The organism is Streptomyces sp. SID14515 (assembly GCF_010548505.1).
Classification (GTDB): domain Bacteria; phylum Actinomycetota; class Actinomycetes; order Streptomycetales; family Streptomycetaceae; genus Streptomyces; species Streptomyces caviscabies.
Window position 1 is genome coordinate 51,910 of sequence record NZ_JAAGMH010000079.1, and the last position, 22,586, is coordinate 74,495.

The window sequence follows — 22,586 nt, forward strand, 5'->3', positions numbered from 1 at the left end:
CTCAGCCGCAGCACCCGCCGCCGCAGCAGCCACCGCCACCGCCACCGCCGGACGGTGCGGGAGCGGACCCGGCGGCACCGCCCACGGCCACGGCGGACAGCAGCTTGACGGTGTCGTCGTGGCCGGAGGGGCAGGAGGCGGGGTCCGAGGACTGGGCCATGGGACGGCTGAGTTCGAACGTGTCTCCGCAGGTGCGGCAGCGGAATTCGTAACGAGGCATGGGCTCAGGCTAGAGCCATCGGGTGCCGGAGACCACGCCCCCTGGTTCCGGACGGCTCAGGCGCCGCCGCCGCGCTCCTCGCGGATGTCGGAGACGACCCGGGCGGCGGTCTGCCGCACGGCCTCGGTCTCGGTCAGGAAGTGCCAGTAGTCGGGGTGGCGTCCTTCCAGCCCGGCGATGGCCCGATCGAGCCGCGCGACGGAGTCGTCGAGCGGCCGGGCGTGCCGGGGGTCGGGCGTGTGCCGGCCGGCCATGGCGAGGCGCTGGGCGTCCCGCACCGCGAACCGGGTCCGCTCGATCTCCTGCTGCGGGTCCTTCGCCACGGCGTTCAACCGCTGCAACCGGTCCCCGGCGGCGGACACCGCCTCGTCCGTGGCGTTGAGCAGCGCGCGGACCGTGCTCAGCCGGGACGTGGCGTCCGCCCAGCGCTGCTCGTCGCGCGCCTTCGCCGCCTCGGCGAGCTTGTCCTCGGCCTGCCGTACGTTCACGGCGGCCTGCTCCGGGACGGGCTGGAGGTCCTGCCAGCAGGCGGCCGAGAAACGCCGCCGCAATTCGCTGAGCACCGGCTCCACCGAACCGGCCCGCGTCGTGAGCGCCTGCGCCCGGGTCCGCAGCGACACCAGCCGCCGGTCGATCTCGGCGGCCCGCTCGGGCAGCCGCTCGGCTTCGGTGCGTACGGCCTCGGCGTCGCGCAGCACCACATCGGCCCGCTGGAGCGTCTCCGCGACCCCGTGCTTTCCCGCGCCCTGGTTCAGCTTGGTCAGCTCCGGGGCGAGCGCGGCGAGCCGGGCGGCGAGCTCGTCGGCCCGCAGCCCCGCGGCCCGTACCGCGTCGAGAGCGTTGCTCGCGCCCAGCAGCGCCTGCCGGGCCCGCTCGACGGCGGGGGCGAGCCGGGCGAGCTGCGTCTCCGCGCTGCCCAGCAGCGGCCCGAGCCCCTGGGCGAAGCGGTCCAGCTCGCCCTTGACCCGTACGAGGTCGTCCTTGGCCCGGGTCAGCTCGGTGCGGGCCCGGGAGGCGACGGCGGGCTCCAGATCGTCCCGGTCCAGGTCATGGCTGTCGACGGCGGTGATGTAGGCGTGACTGACCTCGTCGATGCGCCGGCCGAGCGCGGCGAAGTCCTCGGAGGCCTTGCGGCCGCGCGAGGAGCTGTCCACGGCGCTGATGGTCTCGATGGAGATCCGGAGATCGCGCTGGGCGCTGTCCAGGTCGTAGAAGGCCTCGGCGGCGGCATCCTTGGCGGCCTGCGCCTCGACCCGCTCGTTCTCCCCACGCCCGCCGAACCACCGGCGCGTACCGCCACCGGCGAAGGCGGCGGGCAACGCGGCGAGCACGAGGGGCACGGGCAGCAACATCAACGCCAGAAGATCCCGCGCCCCGGTACCGGGGGAGCGCCGCTCCGGCAGGCCCTGCCCACCCTGACCACTCTGGACGGCGGAACTTCCACCCGCTCCTGCCTCCGGCCGCGCGTGTGTCGCCGTCACATCCCTCTCCCGTGCCGATTCGCCCTGCCCGGTACATTCTCCCACCAGGTAAGGACGAACACACGGGTCGGTTAGTTCGCGCTTCGCACCGTGACTTGGCCGTTGTCGCTGCGGGCCTTCACCACATGGGCGCTGTCGTCACTGCGCGGCACCCCGACGGAGGCGTCCCCGTTGTCGGCGGAGGCGTTCACCGCGTACTTCTGCCCGCCCGGCGGCAGGTCGATGGTGATGCCCCCGTTGTCGCTCACGGTGTCCACGAGATCGGGCACCGAGCTGAAGCCCAGCCGGATCTCCCCGTTGTCGGCGCGGGCGACCACGGAAGGGCCGGATATCCGGTCCGCCCGGATCTCCCCGTTGTCGCTCGTCAGCTTCAGCGCGCCGCTCGCGTCCCGGACGTTGATCTCGCCGTTGTCGGACGAGAGGTCCAGCGCCCGGTCGAAGCCGGTGGCGGTGATCGTCCCGTTGTCCGACGAGGCCGTCACATCGACCCCGCGCGGCACCTTCACCCGGTGCCGGGAATCGCAGTTGTTGAGCACCCCTTCGCACTTCACCCGGAGCGTGAGCGTGTCCTTCTCCATCTTCCAGACGGAGTCCGGCCCGCTGCCGAGCACCGCCCACCCGTCGACCTGCCGCTCCACCTCGACCTGCTCCACATCGGCCGGCACGAGGTCCACGGTGCCGTTCTCGGCTTCGATGGTCAGCGCCTTCCCCTCCAGCGCGAACGACTTGCGCTCGACAGGCGCGCCGTCCACGTCCGTACTCCCGCACCCGGTGAGAGCCAGCGCCAGCAACGCGACCCCACCCCCCAGCGCGAGGGCCCGCCCGGGCGCCCCGAGGCGGGTGCGGGTCGGTGCGCTCGAAACGATGTCCACGATGATCGGTCCCCCAGTGCGTACGGTGCGTGCAGCGCGTGCTGCCGGACGGCGCCACCGGACGTCGCCGCCGGTGCACTCAAACCGTATGCACCCGGAGCCCCCGGCGGGATCCGGACGGCTACCGTCTTCGGGGTGGGGTTATCCCCCGGAACGGTTTATGAGCAGGGGCCCGGGTCCATGTACGCTGTTGCCTCATCCACGGGTGCGTAGCTCAGGGGTAGAGCGCTGCTCTTACAAAGCAGATGTCGGCGGTTCGAAACCGTCCGCGCCCACCGTGCGAAGCACGACGAAGGCCCCCGACCGATCATGGTCGGGGGCCTTCGCCGTCTCGTCCCGCCGTCTCGTCCCGCTGTCGCGAGGCCTACCCTGAGCCGGTGCGCGACGAGAGAGAAGACGAGGACTTCGGCCAGGCCTGGGCCGCCGCTCCCGAAGCCGTGAGGCGCAGCCTGGGGCTTGCCTACGAGGCGTTGGAAGCCGGTGGTCTCGCGGTGGGGTCCGTGCTGGTCGACGCGGCCGGGACGGTGCTGGCCGAGGGCCGGAACCACGCCTACGACACCGGGCCCGGCAACGGCCCGTTGCGAGGTACGCCGTTGGCCCATGCCGAGTTGAACGCGCTGGGCTCCGCCCGTACGGAATGGGACCTGGGCACCACCACGCTCTGGAGCACCCAGGAACCCTGCTTGATGTGCTCGGCCGCCGCGTCGTTCACCGGGGTCGGCGCGGTGCGCTATCTGGCACCCGACCCCTGGGCCCTGGCCACCGGGAACGAGGGCTCCTCCTGGGGGACGTGCGTGACCGGGGGCGTGTGGTTGGTCGCGGCCAATGTGATGTTCCTGAAGAGCGTCTCGGAGGTGGCGGAAGGCGGGGAGGAGCCGGCCACACTGTCGCGCAACCGCATGCTGGAGCCGGAGACGGCTCACCTGCACGACGGCCTGCCTCCCGGGCCTCCGACTTCCCCGTCGGTGCGGGCGTGGCTCTCGGAGGCATGGCCGGGGATCATCGAGGCAGCGACCGCGCGCCGACTGCGTACAGGTGGATGAAGCGTTTCTGCTTCCATCGTGCCGCGTGGTGACCCGGCGGCACACGGCGGTCGGACCGAACGGCCAAGGACGAGGGGGCACTTCATGGGGCGGACGCTGGCGGAGATCCTGGACGGGGCGGCGTGCGGGCGGTTTCCGGAGGCCGATGGGGGCACGACCGTGGTCGCCGCGCCGAGTGGCCGTGACACGGGGGTGATCGCCTTCACCGCGCACTCGGTCGTGTTCACGGACGAGGACCCCGAGTGGGTCCATGCGACGCTCGCCGCTCTGGACTGCGATGCGTTGGCCGCGACCATGCACCCTCGTTTTCTGCTGGCCTTCCTGGAACGTACCGGGCGGGTCACCGACACCATCGACCTGCTGACCGTGGCGTCCTCGCTGCCCGGTGCGCCCGCGTTGGAGCTGCGGGAGGTCACCGATCCCGTGCACCCGCGCGTGGTCAGCGCCCGTCGGCGGCGGGACGGGGTGCGGATGTGGGAGGTCGACGGGGGAGTGCTGGTGCTCGGGCGCGGGGTGGCCGGCCGTTGGGAGGTCGCCGTCGAGTTGGACGAGGACGCCCGGCACCGGGGCCTCGGCCGGGCTCTCGCCACCGCCGCGCGCCACCTGGTGCCCCCGGGCGAACCGCTCTGGTCGCAGCAGGCCGCGGGCAACGCGCGCAGCATCCGGGCGTTCCAGGCCGCCGGGTTCCGGCCCGTCGGCTCGGAGGCGCTGCTGCTCGGCCGCCGGGAAGGCGCGTGAGGGAGCGGTGTGAGGGAGGGGCGTGGGGGAGGCGCGTGAGGGTGTGTTGCGGTGGCGTTGTGCCGGGCTGCTTGAGGCCGTGGCCGGTTTTCCGGACGGCGTACGCTGGCTCCCGCTAGCCTGCTCGCCATGATCGATTCACCTGCCGGGCTGACGGACACCGAGACAGCGGCAGCCGCCGCGCTGGCCGGGGCGGAGGTCGTGCGCGCCCGGTACGGCCAGCTCCACTCCCGTATCGACAAGGGGGCCGGGGACTTCGCCACCGATGTCGATGTGGCGGCCGAGGAAGCCATCCTCGACGTCCTCCGCGCCGCCCGGCCCGAGGACGCGGTGCACGGTGAGGAGGGTGGGCGGCGGGGCGCGGTCGGTGCGGGGCGGGAGTGGTTGGTGGACCCCTTGTGCGGGACGCTCAACTACGCCGTCGGCTCCCGACTGGTCGCCGTCAACGTGGCGTTGCGCGGCGGCCCGGCCGCTGTGGCCGATCCGTTCAGCGGCGAGGTCTTCCTCACCGACGGAGAGACCGCCTGGGTGCGGTCCGGTGCGGAGGGCGACGAGCCGTTGGCGCCCACGGCGGACACCCGGCTGGTGGACGTGAACCTCGATCCGCCCTTCCCGGGCGCGCCCGGATTCCGGGCGGTCGACCTGCTCGCCCACCCCGGGTTCGTCGAACACTTCCGCCCGCGCGTCGTCTCCACGTCGCTCGCGCTGGCCTGGGTCGCGGCCGGCAAGCGGGCCGCCTACGTCACCGACGGCGGCGACCTGAGCGGGAGCGTCCACTTCGCCGCCGGGATCGCCCTGTGCCGGGCGGCCGGCTGCGTCGTCACCGGGGTCGACGGCGCCCCGGCCGGACCGGGCGGCCGGGGCCTCCTCGTGGCCGCGGACGCCGGGACGCACGAACTGCTCATGTCGATGGCCGGCGGGCGCGGGCGGGGTGCGTGAGTCATGCGCCGCTGCCTCTCACCGGAGCCGTGCCGCCCGCGCGCGTCGCCTCTCAGACGTGCAGTTCGGGCGGGAAGCCGGTCCAGCGGAGTTCGGCGGGCAGATGGCCGGTGTCGTTGAACAGGAGGAGGGCCGGGCGGCGGCCGGGCGCGTAACGGATGACGGTCAGCGCCGCGTTGGCGTGGTTGATGCCCAGCCAGCGCGACTTCGGTGCGTCCAGCGCGGCCCGGACGAGCCAGCCGACGAGGAAGTTGTGGGTGACGAGGAGTTCATGGCGGGGCTCGTCGCCCTCGACCGTTCCCGTGAACCGTGCGAGCGCCTCCTCGGCCAGCCCGGGGCCCAGCTCGCGCTCCGCCGCCGGGAAGCCCGCCAGCCGTGCGAGCGTCTCGTCGGCCGACTCCGTCGGCAGCTCCTCCCGCGGCGGCAGGTACGGGATGTAGTCGCCGGCCGGTTCGGAGGGCAGCAGGGGAACTCCCGGCAGCTGCTCGCCTATCAGCTTCGCCGTCTGCGCGGCGCGGGGGAGCGGGCCGTGGTGGATCGCGGTGATCGGGGCCCCGCGGAGCCGCTCCCCGAGCAGGGCGGCCTGACGGCGGCCCGCGTCCGTCAGCGTGTTCTCGTCGGCGGACGCCTGACCGTGCCGGGTCACGTACAGGTAGCGGGCAGCGGTCGTTGTCGTCATGGGCGGGTCCTCCGTCGCGGTTCATGATCGTACGAACGTGGGCAGGGACGTCGAGCCACGCCCGGGCGGTTCCGTGGTGAGGGGCGGGCGGTCCGCCTCCCGGGATGCGCGGGGGCACTGCTCGGGGCACCGTGGAAGCATGGCCGAGCACCCGCCCGTGATCGTCTATCCGCCTTCCGCGACCGGAGGGCGGCGGGTCACCGTGCACGGGCAGATCGTCGGCCTGGCGCACGGGCGGGGCGAGGTGGCCGCGCTGCTGCGGGCCGCGGGGTTCGCCCCGGGGCCCGACAAGGTCGTCGAACTGGACCGGCCCGGGCTGATCGAATGGCGCGGCGGCGACCTCGACACCTGGGAGTGATCCCGTGAAGCGTCGTCGTACGGCACGCGAGAGCGCCTCGATCGAACCGCCGCCCGGGTATTACGCGGCCGGGGGCGAGCCTCCCGACACGGCGCAGCGCGTGCCGATCCTGGACTGGGTCGTGAGCCGGCGCATCGCGAGCGGCTGGCGCGTCGAGTCGCGCTCCGGGAGCCAGGTGGTGCTGGTGCGCGGGCAGCCGGTGAACCATGTGCTGCACGCTTTCCTCACCGTCTTCTCGTGCCTGGTGTGGGGGATCGTGTGGGCCGGTGTCGCCCTGGTCAACCGGGTCGAGCGGGTGGCCCTCACCGTCGACGCGCAGGGGCGCATCGTCACGGTCAGCGCGCCGTGACACCGCACCCGAACGGGTGCGTCCAGGTGGCTTGGCCCGAGGGCCGCGAGGAACGTCGGAGCTGATCTGCACGCACCACCAGGGCAGGTCAGGAGAGCGGACGCCCGGCGTCCGTTCCGACCAAGGAGTCCTCATGTCGCAGCCCAGCACACCCGGCGCCTCGCGCCCCGCCGACCCGCGTCCGGGCGGATACACCGGCAGCGGGTGGGCGGCCGGAGGAACGGTGTTCGCGGGTGTCCTGCTCTTCGTGGACGGCGTCCTCGGAGTGCTGAAGGGCATCGCGGGGATCGCCTCGAACGACGTCTACACGCGGATCAACGACTACGTCTTCAAGTTCAGCGTGACCTCGTGGGGCTGGATCCACCTCGTCCTCGGCGTGATCCTCATCCTCGTGGGCTGGGGCATCCTCAAGGGGGCGACCTGGGCCCGTGGCGCGGGCGTCGCCCTCGCTTCGCTGAACCTCATCGCCAACTTCATGTGGCTGCCGTACACCCCGGTCTGGGCCATCGTCACCATCGCGATCGACGTCTTCGTCATCTGGGCCCTGTGCACCGACCGGTCGAACCCGAGCGACCTGGTGCGGAGCTGAACCGGCCGGGGCGGCGGGCGGGCGACGGCGACGGGTGTCCGTTGTCAGTGGGGCGGTCCACACTGGAGTCATGTGCCGCAGCATCAAGACGCTCCGCCCGCCCGCCCTCCCCGAAGAGGCCACCGAGGAGGACATGCGGGCCGCCGCCCTTCAGTACGTACGCAAGGTCTCCGGATTCCGTGCGCCCGCCGCGCACAACCGCGAGGTCTTCGACCGGGCCGTCGACGAGATCACCGCAGCCACGATGAAGCTGCTCGACGGCCTGGAGATACGGGGCGCGGCCAAGGGCTGAGCCCCGTCGCCGCGCGACTGTCCACGGTTCAGGGGGCGGCCGGAGCGGGCGCACCCACCGGCCCCGGGCCGCCGGGCCCGACCGCCGGAGTCCCGGCCGCTGCTCCTGTCCCGATGTCCATCTCCGTGTCCGTCTGCGCGGGTACCGGCGTCTCCGCCGCCTCCGCCGCGGTCCCGGCCGCTGTCGCCGTCCGCGTCGCCGGGCGCTTCACCACGAACGCGGCCAGCGCGCCCGCCACGAACAGGGCCAGTACCGAAACGGCCGTGCCGAACCACGTCGAGCCCAGCCACCGGCCGCCGAAGTAGCCGAGCCCCACGCTGTAACCCGCCCAGGCCAGGCCCGCAAGCGCGGACCAGGGCAGGAAGTCCCGCTTCCTGCGGTGGGCGGCGCCCGCGCCGAGCGAGACCACGGAGCGGCCCGCCGGAGCGAACCGGGCGATGATCACCAGCGCGCCGCCGCCCCGGCTCAGCGCCGCGCCGAGACGTTCCTGCGCGGTGGTGAGACGCCGGGAGCGGGCGATGGCCCGGTCCAGCCGGTCGCCGCCGCGCCAGGCGAGCCGGTACGCGACGAGGTCGCCGAGGACCGAGGCGGTGGCCGCGCACAGGATCAGCACGACGAGCGAGGGGACCTGCCCGCCGGTGCCCTCGCCGGCGCCGCTGACGGTGGTGGAGCCCGCCGCGGCCGCCGTGGCGGCCGTGATGACGAGAACGCCGCTGGGCAGCAGAGGCAGAAAGACGTCCAGGAGAACGGAGAGGGCGACCACCGCGTAGATCCATGGGCTGCTGGTCAGCGCGGCCACACTCTCTAGCACCGTCTACTACTCCCCGATCGTGTCAACGCCGCGACGTCGCAGGGGAGCGGCAGGGGCGGCAGGTTCAGCTGTACAGCGTACGCGTGAGGGTTCTCCGGGCCTCGTCCAGGGCGGGTGATGTTGTGCAGGTCACGTACACCTGGAGGCCAGGCGCCCGTTAGGAGGGGTGAACGACCGGCACGAGCGAGGAGCAGCGCATGACGGCATGGATGGTACGGACGGGACACGGGCCGTCGCACCCGAATTCCGGGCGGCGAGTGGCGGATGGACGGGAGGACGACGTGGTTGCGCGGGTCCGGGGGGTCTCACGGGTCCCGGGCGTGCTGGCGGGCACGGTGGCTCTGCTGACGCTGGCCTGTGGTGCCGGTGTCGGTGTCGCCCATGGGGCGGACGACGTGACGCCCGGCGCGGCCACCGGCGGCCACGGCGCGCATGGTGCGCACGGGGCTCCTGCGGCGGGGGCCTCGGCGCAGGAGCCGGGCGGCGGTGGAGACCCGAGCCGCAGCGATGACGCCGCCGCGGCGGGCGGCAGTTCGTGGATGCGGGCCGCGGGGGTGTTCTCCCCGCCCGGTTCCTTCGTACAGTCCGACGCGCTGACGTACGACACCCGGCTGGTGCCGGCGGGCGCGCGGATCGAGGTCACCCAGTTCGCGGACCCGTCCGGCACCCGGGTCGGGGCCCGGCTGCGGGGGCTCGTGCCCGGCCGTGCGTACGGGATGCATGTGCACACCTCGCCGTGCGGCGCCGATCCCGCCGCGGCCGGACCCCACTACCAGCACCGCCCGGCCGCTGCCGCGGACCCGGTCAACGAGGTGTGGCTGGACTTCCGGACGGACGAGGACGGCGACGGGCGGGCGGAGGCCCTGCACGACTGGGGCTTCCGGGAGGGCGGGGCGCGGTCGGTGATCATTCACGACCGGCAGGGCGGTGCGGGGGAGCGGGCGGCCTGCTTCACGGTGCCGTTCGGGCCCGACGGGAAGGTGTGACGGGGACTCCGCACCGTACCTTCGGGCGGATCACGGCGTAGGGGGCGGTGCCCCGCTTCCCCGCATCGGGGTGGCGGGGCACCGCCCCCTACGTTCGTTCACGCGCCGCTCCGCCGGAGTCTCACCGCGCGCCGGGTCGGCGCCGGAACGCGGGGGTCCGGGAGAGGGCGGGCGGTCGGACCGCCGGTCAGACCGGGACGGCCGGAGCCTGCTCGCGCCGGGCCGGGTCCTCGGCGGTGGCCGTCGTGCCACGCGAACCGAAGAAGCGGTCCAGGGCGACCGCTCCCGGGCCGGTGAAGACCAGCAGCAGGAACGCCCAGCAGAACATCGCCGACGCCTCGCCGCCGTTCTGGATCGGCAGGAGCGCCTCGGGCTGGTGGACCTTGAAGTACGCGTACGCCATCGACCCCGAGGCGAGGAAGGCCGCGGCACGGGTGCCGAGGCCGAGGGCGACCAGGGAACCGCAGACCAGCTGGATCAGGGCGGCGTACCAGCCGGGCCAGGCGCCGGTCTCCGCCTGGTCGCCGCCCAGCACTCCGAAGAGCGTGGCGGCGCCGTGAAAGGCGAAGAGCAGGCCGACGACGAAGCGAAAGAGGCTGAGCGCGTAGGGCTGTGCCTGGTTCAAGCGGATGAGCATGGGGGGTGGGCTCCTTCGGCTGTGGTGGGGACGGGAACCGACTGAGCGCCTCAGGTTAGGGAAACCTCACCAGTGCTTGCAACTTCAACATTCTGTCGAGTGGCCGAAAGTCACCTCACTCTCAGGGGTGAGTGAACGCTCAAGAACCGTCTCTAGCTGGGCCCCTTGTCTGCTCGCTGTGGCCTGCACCAATGTCAGCGCAGACTTCCGGCCAAGCAACGTCAGCGTCATGAGCTGGTTACCGAACCAGGGTCCGCCCGACCTGCCCCAGGTCACCGGGGAGGCTCCCGTACGGCCGTGGCGGGTCAGCGCCCGGCCGATCCACCGGCCCGCCCGGCTCCAGCCGAAACGGAAGCCCGTCCGGATGGACCGGGGGATCGAGTTGTGCACAGGGGAGCAGGTCAGCTGGAGGACCCGGGACACCGGGCCGCCCCCGGGGTCGGGGTCGACGTCGGGTCCGGCGTCGCTTCCGGGGGCGGGCTCGGCGTCCGGCCGCCGGGGCCGGCTGTCCGGCCAGCGGGGTTCGGCGATATAGGCGTGGTGGACATCGCCCGAGAGGACGCATACGGTCGCCGGGGCGTCCGGGCCGCTCCCCGCCTGCCGCAGCAACTCCGTGAACCGGTCGAAGGATTCCGGGAAGGCGGCCCAGTGCTCCAGGTCGGACGCGCGGCGCAGCTTCTCGCCGAACCGCGCCCAGCGTCGCCCGCGTACGCCCGCGCACAGGGCGGCGTTCCAGCGCTCCGCGTCGTGGACGAGCGGTGGCAGCAGCCACGGCAGGGAGCTGCCGATGAGCAGATGATCGTATGAAGTCGGGTCGTCCAGGACCGCTGCCCGCAGCCAGTCGGCCTCCTCGGCGTCGAGCATCGCCCGCCGGTCCTCGGCCAGGACGCGGGCCGCGCGGGTGTCGACCATCACCAGCCGTACTCGGCCGAAAACACGCCGGTAGCTCCACCGGGTACGGGCGGGATCCGCGTCGGTCTCGGCGGCGAAGCGGCGCAGCGCCTCGGTGCCGTCGGGCGATGCCCTGACCGCCGCGTACACGGGGTCGGCGGCCAGCTCGGCTGGCGAGAGGTTGCCCAGATGCTGGTGGACCCAGTACGACATCAGCCCGCTGACGATCCGTTCGTGCCACCAGGGTGTGGCGCGCATGTCCCGCTGCCAGGCGGCGCTGGTGTTCCAGTCGTCGATGACATCGTGGTCGTCGAAGATCATGCAGCTGGGGACCGTGGAGAGCAGCCAGCGCACCTCCGGGTCGCGCCACGATTCGTCGTAGAGGTAGGTGTACTCCTCGTAGTCCGCGATCTCCGCGCCCGGCGGCTCGCGCAGATCCCGGCGGGCGGCGAGCCTGCGCCGGGTCGCCCCGGAGGTCTCGTCCGCGTACACCTGGTCGCCCAGGAGCAGCAGTACGTCGGGCCGCTCGGCCGCCGGGTCCGCGGCGAGCCGGGCGGCCAGCGTGACCAGGGCGTCCGGCCCCACGGGGTCGTGCCCGCCACCGGGAGCGGCGGCCCACCGGCACGACCCGAACGAGATCCGCACGCCGGGCGGCTCGGCCCCGGCGCCCTCGGCACCGCCCGCTGACGCCGTGGCCGTAGCCGTCGCCGCCACCGGTGGGGTGGTGATGGTGCTCGGCGGGAGGCGGGTGTCGTCGGGCGGCCAGACGCGCCGGTCGCCGATCAGCACCTCGTACGCCGTGGTGGAGCCGGGCGTCAGACCCGTCACCACCACCAGGGCGTAGTGGTGCCCGGCCACCGCGAAGGTGGGCGACGACCCCGAGGCGCCGTCCGCGCACCGGACCTCCACGGTGCACGGACGGCTCGCCTCGACCCAGACGGTCGCGGTGGCCCCGGTCTCCCAGTCGACGTGCCGCAGCAGTGGACCCAGGCGCAGTCCGGCCATGTGATGTCTCCTCGCGCCGCCGTCACGGATGGGCTCCGTAACGTACAGAACGAGGGGGCGGGGCGCACGGGTTCCGGTGGGTGCGCGGCCGGGGCCGGCCTGCGCGGGTTCAGGGGCGCCGGGTGGGTCAGCAGCCGTTCAGGGCGGACTGCAGGGCGCTCTTCTCGGCGGAGTCCACGCTCAGGTTGTAGTGCTTCTTGACGTGGACCCAGGCGCGCACGTAGGTGCACTTGTACGAGGAGCTCGGCGGCATCCACTTGGCCGGGTCCTTGTCGCCCTTGGACTGGTTCACGTTGTCGGTGACCGCGATGAGCTGGGGGCGGGTCAGGTCGTTGGCGAACGACTGGCGTTGGGCGGTGGTCCAGCTGCTCGCGCCGGAGCGCCAGGCCTCGGCGAGCGGGACCATGTGGTCGATGTCCACGTCGGACGCGGCGCTCCAGGTGGCACCGTCGTAGGGCGAGTGCCAACTGCCGCTGACCGCGGCGCAGGAGGCGTCCTGCTGGACGTTGGTGCCGTCGCGCTTGAGGACGACCTCACGGGTGTTGCAGGCCCCCGACTGGGTGATCCAGTGCGGGAACTTGTCGCGGCTGTAGCCGCTGGACGAGCCCTCCGCGCCGACGGTGAGCTGGCCGAGGTAGGTGCGTGCGGTCGCCGCGCTGACCGGGGTGGGCATGGCGGCCTGTGCGTTCGGGGCGGCGAGCAGGGCGGACGAGGCGGCGAGTGCGGCCGTTGCGGCGACGACGGAGAGGCGACGCGCGTAGACACCGGACATGCGAACTCCCTTGACGTGGGGGGTGCGTGGGCGGGCGGTGAGTGGGGCCCGCCCATCGTGGCGACGCCAGGTTTCTGTGGGGTGGGCGTCAGGTAACAGGGTGGCGACATGTGCACGTCACATCAAGGGGTGTGCAAGGGGAGTGACGGATCGCGGGAGCGCGCGGGTCCGTCACGGGGGGTTTGTCCGGGTGGTGTTGGGCGTTCGATCGGGGGGTGGGGGCGTGCGGGGGCGCGGTTACGCCCCCCCGGGGGGCTAAGTGGGGCCTGAGTGGGGCTTGAGTGGGGCTTGAGTGGGGCTTGAGTGGGGCCTGGAGGCCTGGAGGCCTGGAGGCCTGTAGGCCTGTAGGCCTGAGGTCTGAGAGGGTTGGTTCGCGATTGCGTGCCGTGAGGGGGTGCGCCCTCGGGGCTCAGGAGGTCGGGCGGGTGGGTGCGGCTCGCTCTATCGTTGCCGCGTGCTGCTTCCGGCCTCCCTCACGCTCGGCGTCGTCCTCGCCGTCCTGCTGGTCCTTGCCGCCGCCGTCGCCGCGTGGGCCTCACTGGGCCGGTCGCGCGAGATTCTCGTCGCCGGGGTGCGCGCGGCGGCCCAACTCGCCGCCGTCTCCCTGCTCATCGGCTGGGTGGTCCGTTCCCTGGCGCCGCTTCTCGGGTTCGTGGCGCTGATGTTCGCCGTGGCGGTGTGGACCGCCGGACGCCGGATCACCGGCAACCGCACCTGGCGCTGGGCGGCCGTGCCGATCGGGGTGGGCGTGCTGCCCGTGGTGGGGGCGCTGCTGCTCACGGGGCTCGTGCCGGTCCGGGGCCTGGCGCTCATTCCGGTGGCGGGCATCCTCATCGGCGGGGCGCTCACCGCGACCGTGCTCGGCGGGCGGCGCGCCCTGGACGAACTCACCGGCCGGCGCGGCGAGGTGGAGGCGGGCATGGCCCTCGGGCTGCTCGACCGGGACGCCCGGCTGGAGATCGTGCGGCCGGCGGCGTCGGACGCGTTGTTGCCCGGGCTCGACCAGACCCGGACGGTCGGGCTCGTCACCCTGCCGGGGGCGTTCGTGGGCATGCTGCTGGGCGGCGCCTCACCTGTGGAGGCGGGCGCCGTGCAGCTGTTCGTCCTGGTGGCGCTGATGGCGGTGCAGGTGGTGGCCGTCGCGACGGTCCTGGAACTGGTCGCGCGCGGGCTGTTGCACCGGGACTGAACCCCGGGCCTCGGGGAAGAGGGGGGGCTCAGGCCTCGTCGATGTGCAGGCGGATCGAGCCGTCCGCTGCCGCCTCCACGCGTACCTGCGTCAAGTCCTCCACGTGCGCGTCCGGCGCGAGGGCCGCCGCGCGCGGGCCGACGCCCACGACGCGCATGCCCGCCGCCCGGCCCGCCGCGATGCCCGCGTCGGAGTCCTCGAACACGATGCAGTCCGCCGCGTCGAAGCCCAGCTCCGCCGCGCCCTTGAGGAAGCCCTCGGGGTCCGGCTTGCTGGCGCCGACCTGCTCGGCGGTGACACGGACGGCGGGCATCGGCAGCGCGGCCGCACCCATCCGGGCCGTCGCGAGCGCGGTGTCGGCGGAGGTCACCAGTGCGTGCGGCAGCTCGGCGAGCGCGGCCATGAACGCGGGCGCCCCGTCGATCGGCACGACGCCCTCGATGTCGGCGGTCTCCTCGGCGAGCATCAGCCGGTTGTCCGCGTGGTTCTCCTCCATCGGGCGGTCCGGGAGCAGAACGGCCATTGTGGCGTACCCCTGGCGACCGTGCACCACCTTGAGCGCGGCCTCGGGATCCAGTCCGTGCTCGATCGCCCATTGCCGCCAGCAGCGCTCCACCACCGCGTCGGAGTTCACGAGGGTGCCGTCCATGTCGAGAAGGAGGGCTTGTGCGGTGAGGACGGTGACCGGCATCGGCTGCTCCAGAACGCGGGGAGGTGTACGAACAGCCCGGGTGCGCGTGCCGCGGGGCAGGGCGTACACGGGCTGTGAGGGTGGTGCGGTACCAGGTGGTGCGGTACCCGGTGGTGCGGTGCAGGTGTGCGGTACGCAGCGTGCGGTACGAGGTGTACCGCACGAGTGTGCCGTACCAGAGCAACCCCCGCCCGCCGGTCAGGGAGTGCGGGCGGGAGCTACTTTGTTCCACCACGATACAAAAACCGCGGCCGGAACGCCAATCACCGCGCCCGGCGGCCGGGCTCAGTGGCGTCCGCGCCCACTCGTCTCCGCCTCCAGCGCGCGCCGGGTGTTCGGTCCGTACACGCCCGCCGGGTCGCCCTGGATCGCCTTGTACGACTGGTAGATCACCACGGCGTTCTCCACCCGGTCGTTGTAGCTCGCGTCGGACGGACCCGAGTAGAGCCACACCTCCATGAGCCGGTTCTGCAGCTCGGCGACCTCCGGGCCGTGGTCGCCGGGGCGCAGCGAGGGGCCGGCCAGTTCGGCGGGCGGGGCGTCGGACGGCGGGGCCTGGGACGCGCCGCCGCCGTCCGGGGCGCCCGATGGGCTCGCCGTCGGCGACGCGGACGCGGTGGCGGTCGGGGTGGGCTTCCGGTCCCTCGTCGGCGAGGCGGACGCGGACGGCGAGGCGGACGGTGTGGCCGAGGCGGACGGCGTGCGGGACGGAGCGGCCGACGCGGAGGGTGACGGGGCCACCGACGCGGCCGGTTCGTCCTCGGCGTCCGGGACGCTCGTGGTGGCCTCCGGCAGTGCCTCGTCCCGGCTGTCGTCGCCGCCGAACAGTCCGCCGGCGAAGGCCGCCGTACCGACCACCGCGGCCACCGCCGCCCCCACGGCCAGAGCCCCGAAGGGGTGCCTGCGGCGCGGCTGCACGGGGTCGGGGGCGAAGACCGGCTCCGCGCCCGCGCTACGTCTTCGGCTTCCGGCCGGCCCGGAGCGCGCGCCGTCTACGTGCTCACCCGCGCCCGGCCCCGCACTTGCGCCCGGCCCCGCGCCCGCGCCCATCCCCGTACGCGCGCCCGATCCGGCATCCGTACCCGCGCCCGGCCCCGTACGCATTTCCGCGCCTGGGCCGTCGTCGCCCAGGAACAGCGGCATCGTGGTCTCCGCCGCCCCGGGGGCGCTCGTAGTGGCCGCCGTGCCCGGAGCGCCCGTGGTGGCCGTGACCCCGGACTCCGAAGCCCCGGCTTCCGAACCGGACTCCGTAACCCCGGACTCCGTAACCCCGGAGTCCGAAAAGCCACCCCCGGCCCCCCTCGCGTCGAGGTCCGTCAACGTCACGTACGGCCGGATGCGCAGCGGGTCGAAGTCCTCGGCCGCGGCGATCTCCGCCGTACGGGCGGCGCGCTGTTCGTCCTCCGTGAGCGGCGCCGAACGCCCGCCCGCGCCGCACCGGCACGGCACCCGGTGCTCCGTGCCGGGCTCCCCGGCCGTCCGTCTTCCGCACTCCGGGCATGCGTGTCCGGTCATCGTGGGTCCCCTCCCCTTGAACTGCCTGCGATTATGCAGCCCGCTCCGGGGAAGCCCAACGGGCTGCCGGGGCTCGGCCCGCTCCCGGCAGCACATAACAGGCCATAACGAAACGAAACGTCCAGGATGGGGGTGTAGCGGATCGGATTGGACCGGATCGGACCGGACCGGATCCGTGCGTCCAGCGGATCGAGGAGACGACGCCCATGGCCCAGCAGCTGAGCCCGCCGCCCCCGGCCCCCGGTGAGGGACAGTCCCACCGGAGCGTCCTGGTGGCGATCGGAGCGCTGCTCCTCGGCATGCTGCTCGCGGCACTCGATCAGACCATCGTCTCGACGGCGCTCCCGACGATCGTCAGTGAGCTGGGCGGACTCGACCACCTGTCCTGGGTGGTGACCGCCTATCTGCTGGCGGCCACCGCGGCGACCCCGCTGTGGGGCAAGCTCGGCGACCAGTACGGCCGCAAGAAGCTCTTCCAGACCGCGATCGTGATCTTCCTGATCGGCTCCGCGCTCTGCGGCGTCGCCCAGAACATGCCCCAGCTGATCGGCTTCCGGGCCCTCCAGGGGCTCGGCGGCGGCGGGCTCATGGTGCTGTCGATGGCGATCGTCGGCGACCTCGTCACCCCGCGCGAACGCGGCAAGTACCAGGGGCTCTTCGGCGCGGTCTTCGGTGTGACGAGCGTCCTCGGGCCGCTCCTCGGCGGCTTCTTCACCGAACACCTCAGCTGGCGCTGGGTGTTCTACATCAACCTGCCGATCGGCGTCGTCGCGCTGGTCGTCATCGCGGCCGTCCTGCACATCCCGGTCCGCCGCGAGAAGCACACCATCGACTACCTCGGCACCTTCCTCATCGCGTCCGTCGCCACCGCCCTGGTGCTCGTCGCCTCCCTCGGCGGTACGACCTGGGCCTGGAGCTCCCCGCAGATCATCGCGCTCGCGGTGCTCGCCGTCGTCCTGCTCGTGGCGTTCATCGCCGTCGAACGGCGCGCGGTCGAACCCGTCCTGCCGCTGAAGCTGTTCCGGATCCGCACCTTCAGCCTCGTCGCCGTGATCAGCTTCGTCATCGGCTTCGCCATGTTCGGCGCGATGACCTACCTGCCGACCTTCCTCCAGGTGGTCCACGACATCACCCCGACGATGTCCGGCGTGCACATGCTGCCGATGGTGTTCGGCCTGCTGATCACCTCGACCGGCTCCGGCCAGATCGTCAGCCGCACCGGCCGCTGGAAGGTCTTCCCGATCGCGGGCACGGCCATCACCGCCGTCGGTCTGCTGCTGCTCCACAACCTCGACCAGAACAGCTCCACCTGGCTGATGAGCGCCTTCTTCTTCGTCTTCGGCGCCGGTCTCGGCCTGGTGATGCAGGTCCTCGTCCTGGTCGCCCAGAACTCCGTCTCCTACCAGGACCTCGGCGTCGCCACCTCCGGCGTGACGTTCTTCCGGTCCATCGGCTCCGCGTTCGGCGTGGCGATCTTCGGAACCATCTTCGCCAACCGGCTGACCGGTCAGCTCACGGACGCGCTCTCCGGACAGTCGCTGCCGCCGGGCGTCGACGCGGGGCGGCTGGCCGCCGACCCCCGGGCCATCGGGCAGCTCCCCGCCGACCTGCGGCCCGGCGTCCTCGGCGCGTACTCGACCTCCATCACGGACGTCTTCCTGTACGCCGTCCCGGTCGTCCTCCTGGCCTTCGTCCTCGCCTGGTTCCTCCGCGAGGACAAGCTCCGGGGCTCGGTGACCGCCCCGGACGCCGGCCAGACCCTCGCCTCCAACCCCGTCGAGCGCTCCTCGTACGACGAGTGCGCCCGCGCGCTGTCGGTGCTCGCCACCCGGGAGGGCCGCCGCGAGATCTACGAGAAGATCACCGCACGGGCCGGGTACGACCTGCTGCCCGCGGCCAGCTGGCTGCTCCTGCGGATCAAGCGGCACGGCACCGTCGAACCCGCCCGGCTCGCCGAGACCGCTCCCGTACCGCTGCATGTGATCACCGACGCGGCCCGGCAGGTCGAGGAACGCGGACTGGCCCGCCGGGAGGGCCTGCAGATGATCCTGACCGACGCGGGGGCCGAGGCCGTCGTCCACCTCTCCCAGGCCCGCGAGGACTCCCTCGCCGAGCTCCTCGGCGACTGGTGGGGCCCCGAACGCCCCACCGACCTGGTCAAACTCGTCAGCGAACTGACCGCCGAGGTCAGCGGCTCGACCAAGGAGCGCCCCCACTCGCCGACGCCTCCCCGCGACCACGAGGCCCATCTGCGCCCCGACGAGCGCGAGGCCCACCGCCGGGCCCTCGACGACCGGGACGACCACGGCCACCCGCACCCGCCGGCCTGACCCGCCGGCCTGACCCGCCCGCCTGATCCGCTCGCCTGATCCGTCGGCCGACCGCGGAGGCACGGTCCGGCACATCGCGGCGGGCCGGGTCACAGCTCCTTGGCGAACCAGTGCTCCGCGTACCGGTTGCGGCGGTGGAACGCCGGCACCTCCCGGTACCCGTGTTTCGTGTACAGCCCGCGCGCCTCGACCAGGTCGTTGCGGGTGTCCAGCCGCAGCAGCCGTACGCCGTACGATCTCGCCGCCTCCTCCACCGCGGCCAGCAGCAGCCCACCGCCGCCCGTGCCCCGGAACGCCGGCCGCACGTACACCCGCGTCAGCTCCGCCGTACCCGGCCCGGCGGCCTCCGTCAGCACCAGCCCGGCGCAGCTCGCGGCCTTGCTCCCGTACCGGCCGACGACGAACTGCCCGGTCGGCGGTACGAGCAGGTCGGCGCCGTCGTCGGCGAGTCCGTCGGCGATCTCCTCGGCGGTCGCGGGCCGCTGCCAGTAGCGGCTCGCGACCTCGTCGTAGTAGTCACGGCGCAGTGCGCTCGCGTCCGGGGAGTCGAATCGTTCGGCGGCCACGGTCCAGGTCATGTCAGGCATTCTTGCTGCCGTACGGCCTGACGACGAGGCAATTACCTGTGCAGGGGGCAGCAGTGACCGACGTGTCCGCGACCGACGCCGCGACGACGACCATGACGACGACCCGGGCGATCCAGCATCTCGCCGAACGCTGGATACAGGACGGCATGGCCGCCGACGGAGCAGCCGGAACAGCGGGCCGGGGCCGGGGGTGGGGGTGGCGCCGGGCCCGTACCGTGCCGGCCGCCGGCTTCGTCTGTTCGCCCGCCGGTCTGTGGCTCGCCCTGGCCGCCGTCGCCGCGGGCGCCCGCGGCGGGACCGCGGCCGAGCTGCGGGCCCTCCTCGGCACCGCGGACCGGGAGGCCGCGCCGGCTGTCACGGCGGTGGCCCGCGAGCTGGCGGCGACCGGGGCGCTGGGCGTGGCCACCCGGGTCTGGAGCCGGGTGCCCGTGCTGCGCGCGTACCGGGAGGCGCTGCCGGACGTCCGCTTCGACCCGATGGACCCGGCGGCCGTCGACGCCTGGGTGCGCGATGCCACCGGCGGGCTGATCGAGCGGCTGCCGCTGGAGATCACCGACGACACCCTGCTCGCCCTGGTCAACGTGCTGGCGCTGAAGGCCCGCTGGGAGAAGCCGTTCGAGGCGTGGCGCACCCGGGACCTGCCGTTCACCGACGCGGCCGGGACGGTCCGCCCGGTGCCGACCATGTCCAAGGACGTGCCGATGGCCGACGCCTGGACGGCCTGCGGGGCCCACGTCGTCGAGCTGCGCTGCGCGCGGGAGCCCGACGGCGGCCCCGGGGCCCGGGTCCGTCTCGTCCTGGGGGAGCCGGGGGCGGGCCCGGAACGCGTGCTCCCCGTGGGCTGGGCGCCCCGGACCGCGGGCACCGCGCCGGACGCCGATCGGGTGACCGTCGGGCTGCCGCGGCTCGCCCTGCGGACCCGGGTGCCCGTCACGGAGCAGCTGCCCGCCCTCGGCGTACGGCTGGCCACCTCCGACGACGCGGACTTCTCCGGCCTCTCGCCCGAGCGCCTCCGCGTCTCCGATGTGATCCAGGAAGCCGTGGTGAAGATCGCCGAGGAGGGCGTGGAAGCGGCGGCCGTGACGGTGGTCGCGGCCCCGGGGGGCGCCGCGCCCCGGCCGCAGCGGGTGCACCACATCGCCTTCGACCGGCCCTTCGGCATCGTCGTGCTGGCCGGAGCCGACGACGTACCCCTGTTCACCGCTTGGCAGGCGGACACCCCCGCCGACCCGGACGCCTGAGCCCGCCCCGCGCCCGCCTGAGGCCTTTCCGCGCCCCCGTCATCCTCACGGACGACTTCTTCCGGACCGAAGCAGGATGACAGTCAGGCAAAGAGGGGGTTGATTGTGTCTACCTCGTAGGGCAATGCGAGGCTTCATCCGGCATCGCCTCCAATCGAAGGGGCGGTGCATGGAACGGTGGGAGGGTCGGCGCAGCGTGGTGAATGCGGATCACAGTGTGCGCGGTGACGCGGCGGCGGACACGGGAGCGAGGACCGGGCTGACCCGGGCCCTGCTCTGGCTGGTCGTGGCCGCGCTGGCGGTACGGCAGGTGGCGGTGGTGCTCCGGCAGCCACCGGGGGAACGGCTGCTCGACCTGGAGACCTGGATCGGGGAGAACGGCGTACTGCACCTGACGGGTTCGCTGTACGACAGCGGCCGGTTCACCGGGACGCCCTTCGCCGGACTGGTCCTGAAGCCGCTCACCGCCTCGGCCCAGCAGACCCTGGGCGTCGTGTGGACGTTCGGGTCGCTGCTGCTCGTCGTCGCCCTCGGCCTCGTCGCGGCCCGGGCCCTGCCCGCGCCGGTGGGCCGCCGGACGGCGCTGCTCGCGGCCCCCGTCGCGATCAGCCTGTTCATGCTGTCGCTGCCGGTCCGCAACGCCCTGCACCTGGGCCAGACCAGCATCCTGCCCGTCCTGCTGGTGCTCCTGGCCTGCTTCGTCGTCCGGGAGCACCGTGCGGCGGGTGTCCTCGTGGGCCTGGCCGCCGCCTTCCAGCCGGTGCTGCTCCTGTTCGCCGCCCTGCTCTGGCTGACCGGCAGGCGGCAGGCGTCGGTGAGCGCGGGGGTGACCTTCGCCCTCGCCACGGCCGTCGCCTGGATCGCGGGGCCGAAGGACTCATGGACGTACTGGGTGCACCATCTCGCGGGCGCCGGGCTGGGCGAGCGGCCGGACAGCCTGGCCAACCAGTCGCTGCACGGTGCGCTGCTCCGGCTCGGCCTCGAAGGACCGCTGGAGATCGCCCTGTTCCTGGTGCTCGCCGCCGCCGTCGTGGCCGTCGGCCTGCGGCGCGCGGTGCGGTACGCCCAGGACGGGCAGCTGCTCCTCGCGGTCGCCGTGACCGGCTGCGTCGTGGTCGCCGTCTCGCCGACCGCCTGGCAGCACCAGCTGCTCTGGGTGCTCCTCGCGGTCGTCGGCCGGGTCGGCAAGCGGGCCTCCGACCGGCTGGTCTGGCCGTCCGTGGTGGTGCTGGTCGTCACCCTGCCGGGCACGATGCTGCTGCCGAACCTCGAACCGCTCTTCCCCGTACGCGACAACGTGCTGCTCCTCGTGGCGCTCGGCGCGGCCTGCCTCGCCCCGTTCCTGCCCCGCACCTCGCCGTACTGGCAGCACCCGGTCCCCACCGACTACGCGAAACCGGTCGCGGCGCGCTGGAGACGCGTGCCGCTCCTGCCGTTCTGGCGCCGGGTCCTCACCCGCCCCAACCTGCTGCTGGAACTCCTGCTGATCCGGGTCGTCTACGACGCCTACGCCCAGGTGCGCCTGGCCGCCCGGGCGGGCCGCCCGCTCGCCGAGGAGCACGGCCGGCAGATCCACGCCATCGAGCAGTGGCTGCACATCGACATCGAGCACTGGGTCAACCACACGGTCGTCCAGATCACCTGGTTGCGTGAGTTCTTCGACTACTACTACTCCACGTTCCACTTCATCGTCCCGCTGACGATCCTCGGCGTGCTGTACGTGCGCCGCCCCGCCGACTACCGCTGGGTCCGCTCGTCCATCGGCTTCGCCACCCTGCTCGCGCTCGTCGGCTTCTGGCTCTACCCGCTGGCCCCGCCCCGGCTCATGCCCGGCCTCGGCTTCATCGACACCGTCCACGGGGTGCAGGACTTCGCGAAGCCCGACTACGGGACGCTGACCACCGTCACCAACCAGTACGCGGCGATGCCGTCGCTGCACTTCGGCTGGTCGCTGTGGTGCGGTGTGGTGATCGTGATGCTGGCCCCGAAGCTGTGGATGAAGGCGCTGGGCCTGCTGCACCCGCTCTTCACGATCGCCGCGATCGTGGCCACCGCCAACCACTGGGTGCTCGACGCGGCCGGCGGCGCCCTGGTCGTATCGCTGGGCTTCGGGCTGACGTATCTGCTGTCGGGGCCGCGCAGGCTGGTGGCCGGGGAGCGGGAAGCGGCGGCGGAACCCGCGGAGCCGCCGCCCGCGGAAACGGCGGAACCCGCGGAATCGGCGGAACCTGCGGATCCCGCCGCCGGCCCGGAGCCCGTACCGGCCGGGAAGACGGCGAGCGGCACATAGCGGGGGAGCAGGCCGAAGGGGTGCCGGGACGACGTCCATCGTCCCGGCACCCCTTCGGCATGGATCGCCGCGCATCCATCG

At 73.3% G+C, this 22,586-nt stretch carries 23 protein-coding genes and 1 tRNA gene; 13 read left to right on the top strand and 11 right to left on the bottom strand.

The genetic code is table 11. The annotated features are described in order from the left end of the window. Position 1 precedes the first annotated feature (1 nt). From G3I54_RS16130 to G3I54_RS16140, 3 genes are all read right to left on the bottom strand, one after another. Positions 2–220 (bottom strand): zinc ribbon domain-containing protein, encoded by a 219-nt coding sequence (locus G3I54_RS16130; protein ID WP_164615334.1) that lies wholly within the window; start codon positions 218–220, stop codon positions 2–4. Between the two features lie 56 nt (positions 221–276). Continuing rightward, entirely contained in the window at positions 277–1,572 is a 1,296-nt protein-coding gene (locus G3I54_RS16135; RefSeq protein WP_203686427.1) for a hypothetical protein, read from the bottom strand. A 200-nt stretch (positions 1,573–1,772) separates the two neighbouring features. Then, complete coding sequence (locus G3I54_RS16140) at positions 1,773–2,573, bottom strand: DUF4097 family beta strand repeat-containing protein (protein WP_164615336.1); 801 nt, start codon at positions 2,571–2,573, stop codon at positions 1,773–1,775. 203 nt (positions 2,574–2,776) lie between these two features. Between G3I54_RS16140 and G3I54_RS16145 the strand changes: the two genes are divergently transcribed. The 4 genes from G3I54_RS16145 to G3I54_RS16160 all read left to right on the top strand — a co-directional run bounded on the left by G3I54_RS16145 (position 2,777) and on the right by G3I54_RS16160 (position 5,293). Continuing rightward, positions 2,777–2,848: transfer RNA gene (locus G3I54_RS16145), tRNA-Val, on the top strand. 102 nt (positions 2,849–2,950) lie between these two features. Beyond that, on the top strand, positions 2,951–3,616 hold the full coding sequence (locus G3I54_RS16150) for a nucleoside deaminase (RefSeq protein WP_343240341.1): 666 nt from the start codon (positions 2,951–2,953) through the stop codon (positions 3,614–3,616). Between the two features lie 84 nt (positions 3,617–3,700). Next, positions 3,701–4,354 carry a GNAT family N-acetyltransferase gene (locus G3I54_RS16155; protein WP_164615340.1) on the top strand — a complete coding sequence of 218 codons (654 nt, stop codon included), beginning with the start codon at positions 3,701–3,703 and terminating at the stop codon, positions 4,352–4,354. 129 nt (positions 4,355–4,483) lie between these two features. Next, a complete protein-coding gene (locus G3I54_RS16160) occupies positions 4,484–5,293 on the top strand; it encodes an inositol monophosphatase family protein (RefSeq protein ID WP_164615342.1) in 810 nt (269 codons plus the stop codon). Between the two features lie 52 nt (positions 5,294–5,345). On the opposite strand, the gene G3I54_RS16165 is transcribed toward G3I54_RS16160, so the two are convergent. After that, entirely contained in the window at positions 5,346–5,972 is a 627-nt protein-coding gene (locus G3I54_RS16165; RefSeq protein WP_164615344.1) for a histidine phosphatase family protein, read from the bottom strand. A 139-nt stretch (positions 5,973–6,111) separates the two neighbouring features. On the opposite strand from G3I54_RS16165, the gene G3I54_RS16170 reads away from it, so the two are divergent. The 4 genes from G3I54_RS16170 to G3I54_RS16185 all read left to right on the top strand — a co-directional run bounded on the left by G3I54_RS16170 (position 6,112) and on the right by G3I54_RS16185 (position 7,560). Then, a complete protein-coding gene (locus G3I54_RS16170) occupies positions 6,112–6,330 on the top strand; it encodes a hypothetical protein (RefSeq protein WP_007459297.1) in 219 nt (72 codons plus the stop codon). A gap of 4 nt (positions 6,331–6,334) precedes the next feature. Beyond that, positions 6,335–6,679, top strand: a complete 345-nt coding sequence (locus G3I54_RS16175; protein WP_164615346.1) for a hypothetical protein — start codon at positions 6,335–6,337, stop codon at positions 6,677–6,679. Positions 6,680–6,812: 133 nt separating this feature from the next. Beyond that, on the top strand, positions 6,813–7,268 hold the full coding sequence (locus tag G3I54_RS16180) for a hypothetical protein (protein WP_164615348.1): 456 nt from the start codon (positions 6,813–6,815) through the stop codon (positions 7,266–7,268). 70 nt (positions 7,269–7,338) lie between these two features. Further along, positions 7,339–7,560 carry a DUF2277 domain-containing protein gene (locus tag G3I54_RS16185; RefSeq protein ID WP_030075838.1) on the top strand — a complete coding sequence of 74 codons (222 nt, stop codon included), beginning with the start codon at positions 7,339–7,341 and terminating at the stop codon, positions 7,558–7,560. A gap of 28 nt (positions 7,561–7,588) precedes the next feature. On the opposite strand, the gene G3I54_RS16190 is transcribed toward G3I54_RS16185, so the two are convergent. Further along, positions 7,589–8,371: a VTT domain-containing protein gene (locus tag G3I54_RS16190; protein ID WP_164615350.1), complete on the bottom strand. Its 783-nt coding sequence runs from the start codon at positions 8,369–8,371 to the stop codon at positions 7,589–7,591. Positions 8,372–8,568: 197 nt separating this feature from the next. Between G3I54_RS16190 and G3I54_RS16195 the strand changes: the two genes are divergently transcribed. After that, on the top strand, positions 8,569–9,357 hold the full coding sequence (locus G3I54_RS16195; protein ID WP_164615352.1) for a superoxide dismutase family protein: 789 nt from the start codon (positions 8,569–8,571) through the stop codon (positions 9,355–9,357). Between the two features lie 187 nt (positions 9,358–9,544). Here the strand turns inward: G3I54_RS16195 and G3I54_RS16200 are convergent, their stop codons facing one another. The 3 genes from G3I54_RS16200 to G3I54_RS16210 all read right to left on the bottom strand — a co-directional run bounded on the left by G3I54_RS16200 (position 9,545) and on the right by G3I54_RS16210 (position 12,662). After that, complete coding sequence (locus G3I54_RS16200; RefSeq protein WP_164615354.1) at positions 9,545–9,994, bottom strand: DoxX family protein; 450 nt, start codon at positions 9,992–9,994, stop codon at positions 9,545–9,547. 84 nt (positions 9,995–10,078) lie between these two features. Next, positions 10,079–11,890, bottom strand: a complete 1,812-nt coding sequence (locus G3I54_RS16205; RefSeq protein ID WP_164615357.1) for an alkaline phosphatase D family protein — start codon at positions 11,888–11,890, stop codon at positions 10,079–10,081. A 127-nt stretch (positions 11,891–12,017) separates the two neighbouring features. After that, on the bottom strand, positions 12,018–12,662 hold the full coding sequence (locus G3I54_RS16210) for an HNH endonuclease family protein (protein ID WP_164615359.1): 645 nt from the start codon (positions 12,660–12,662) through the stop codon (positions 12,018–12,020). Between the two features lie 454 nt (positions 12,663–13,116). On the opposite strand from G3I54_RS16210, the gene G3I54_RS16215 reads away from it, so the two are divergent. Further along, positions 13,117–13,851 (top strand): ABC transporter permease, encoded by a 735-nt coding sequence (locus G3I54_RS16215; RefSeq protein WP_164615361.1) that lies wholly within the window; start codon positions 13,117–13,119, stop codon positions 13,849–13,851. A gap of 28 nt (positions 13,852–13,879) precedes the next feature. Here the strand turns inward: G3I54_RS16215 and G3I54_RS16220 are convergent, their stop codons facing one another. Together G3I54_RS16220 and G3I54_RS16225 are read right to left on the bottom strand one after the other, a co-directional pair. Continuing rightward, entirely contained in the window at positions 13,880–14,542 is a 663-nt protein-coding gene (locus G3I54_RS16220) for an HAD-IA family hydrolase (protein WP_164615363.1), read from the bottom strand. Between the two features lie 285 nt (positions 14,543–14,827). Then, complete coding sequence (locus G3I54_RS16225; protein ID WP_203686429.1) at positions 14,828–16,057, bottom strand: peptidoglycan-binding domain-containing protein; 1,230 nt, start codon at positions 16,055–16,057, stop codon at positions 14,828–14,830. 206 nt (positions 16,058–16,263) lie between these two features. Here G3I54_RS16225 and G3I54_RS16230 point away from each other — a divergent pair, with 206 nt between their 5' ends. Continuing rightward, a complete protein-coding gene (locus G3I54_RS16230; RefSeq protein WP_164615367.1) occupies positions 16,264–18,387 on the top strand; it encodes an MFS transporter in 2,124 nt (707 codons plus the stop codon). 89 nt (positions 18,388–18,476) lie between these two features. Here G3I54_RS16230 and G3I54_RS16235 read toward each other — a convergent pair whose 3' ends face one another. After that, positions 18,477–18,965 (bottom strand): GNAT family N-acetyltransferase, encoded by a 489-nt coding sequence (locus tag G3I54_RS16235; RefSeq protein WP_164615369.1) that lies wholly within the window; start codon positions 18,963–18,965, stop codon positions 18,477–18,479. Positions 18,966–19,027: 62 nt separating this feature from the next. On the opposite strand from G3I54_RS16235, the gene G3I54_RS16240 reads away from it, so the two are divergent. Then, a complete protein-coding gene (locus G3I54_RS16240) occupies positions 19,028–20,215 on the top strand; it encodes a serpin family protein (RefSeq protein WP_164615371.1) in 1,188 nt (395 codons plus the stop codon). 169 nt (positions 20,216–20,384) lie between these two features. Next, positions 20,385–22,505: a bifunctional glycosyltransferase 87/phosphatase PAP2 family protein gene (locus G3I54_RS16245; RefSeq protein ID WP_164615373.1), complete on the top strand. Its 2,121-nt coding sequence runs from the start codon at positions 20,385–20,387 to the stop codon at positions 22,503–22,505. Positions 22,506–22,586: the final 81 nt, after the last annotated feature.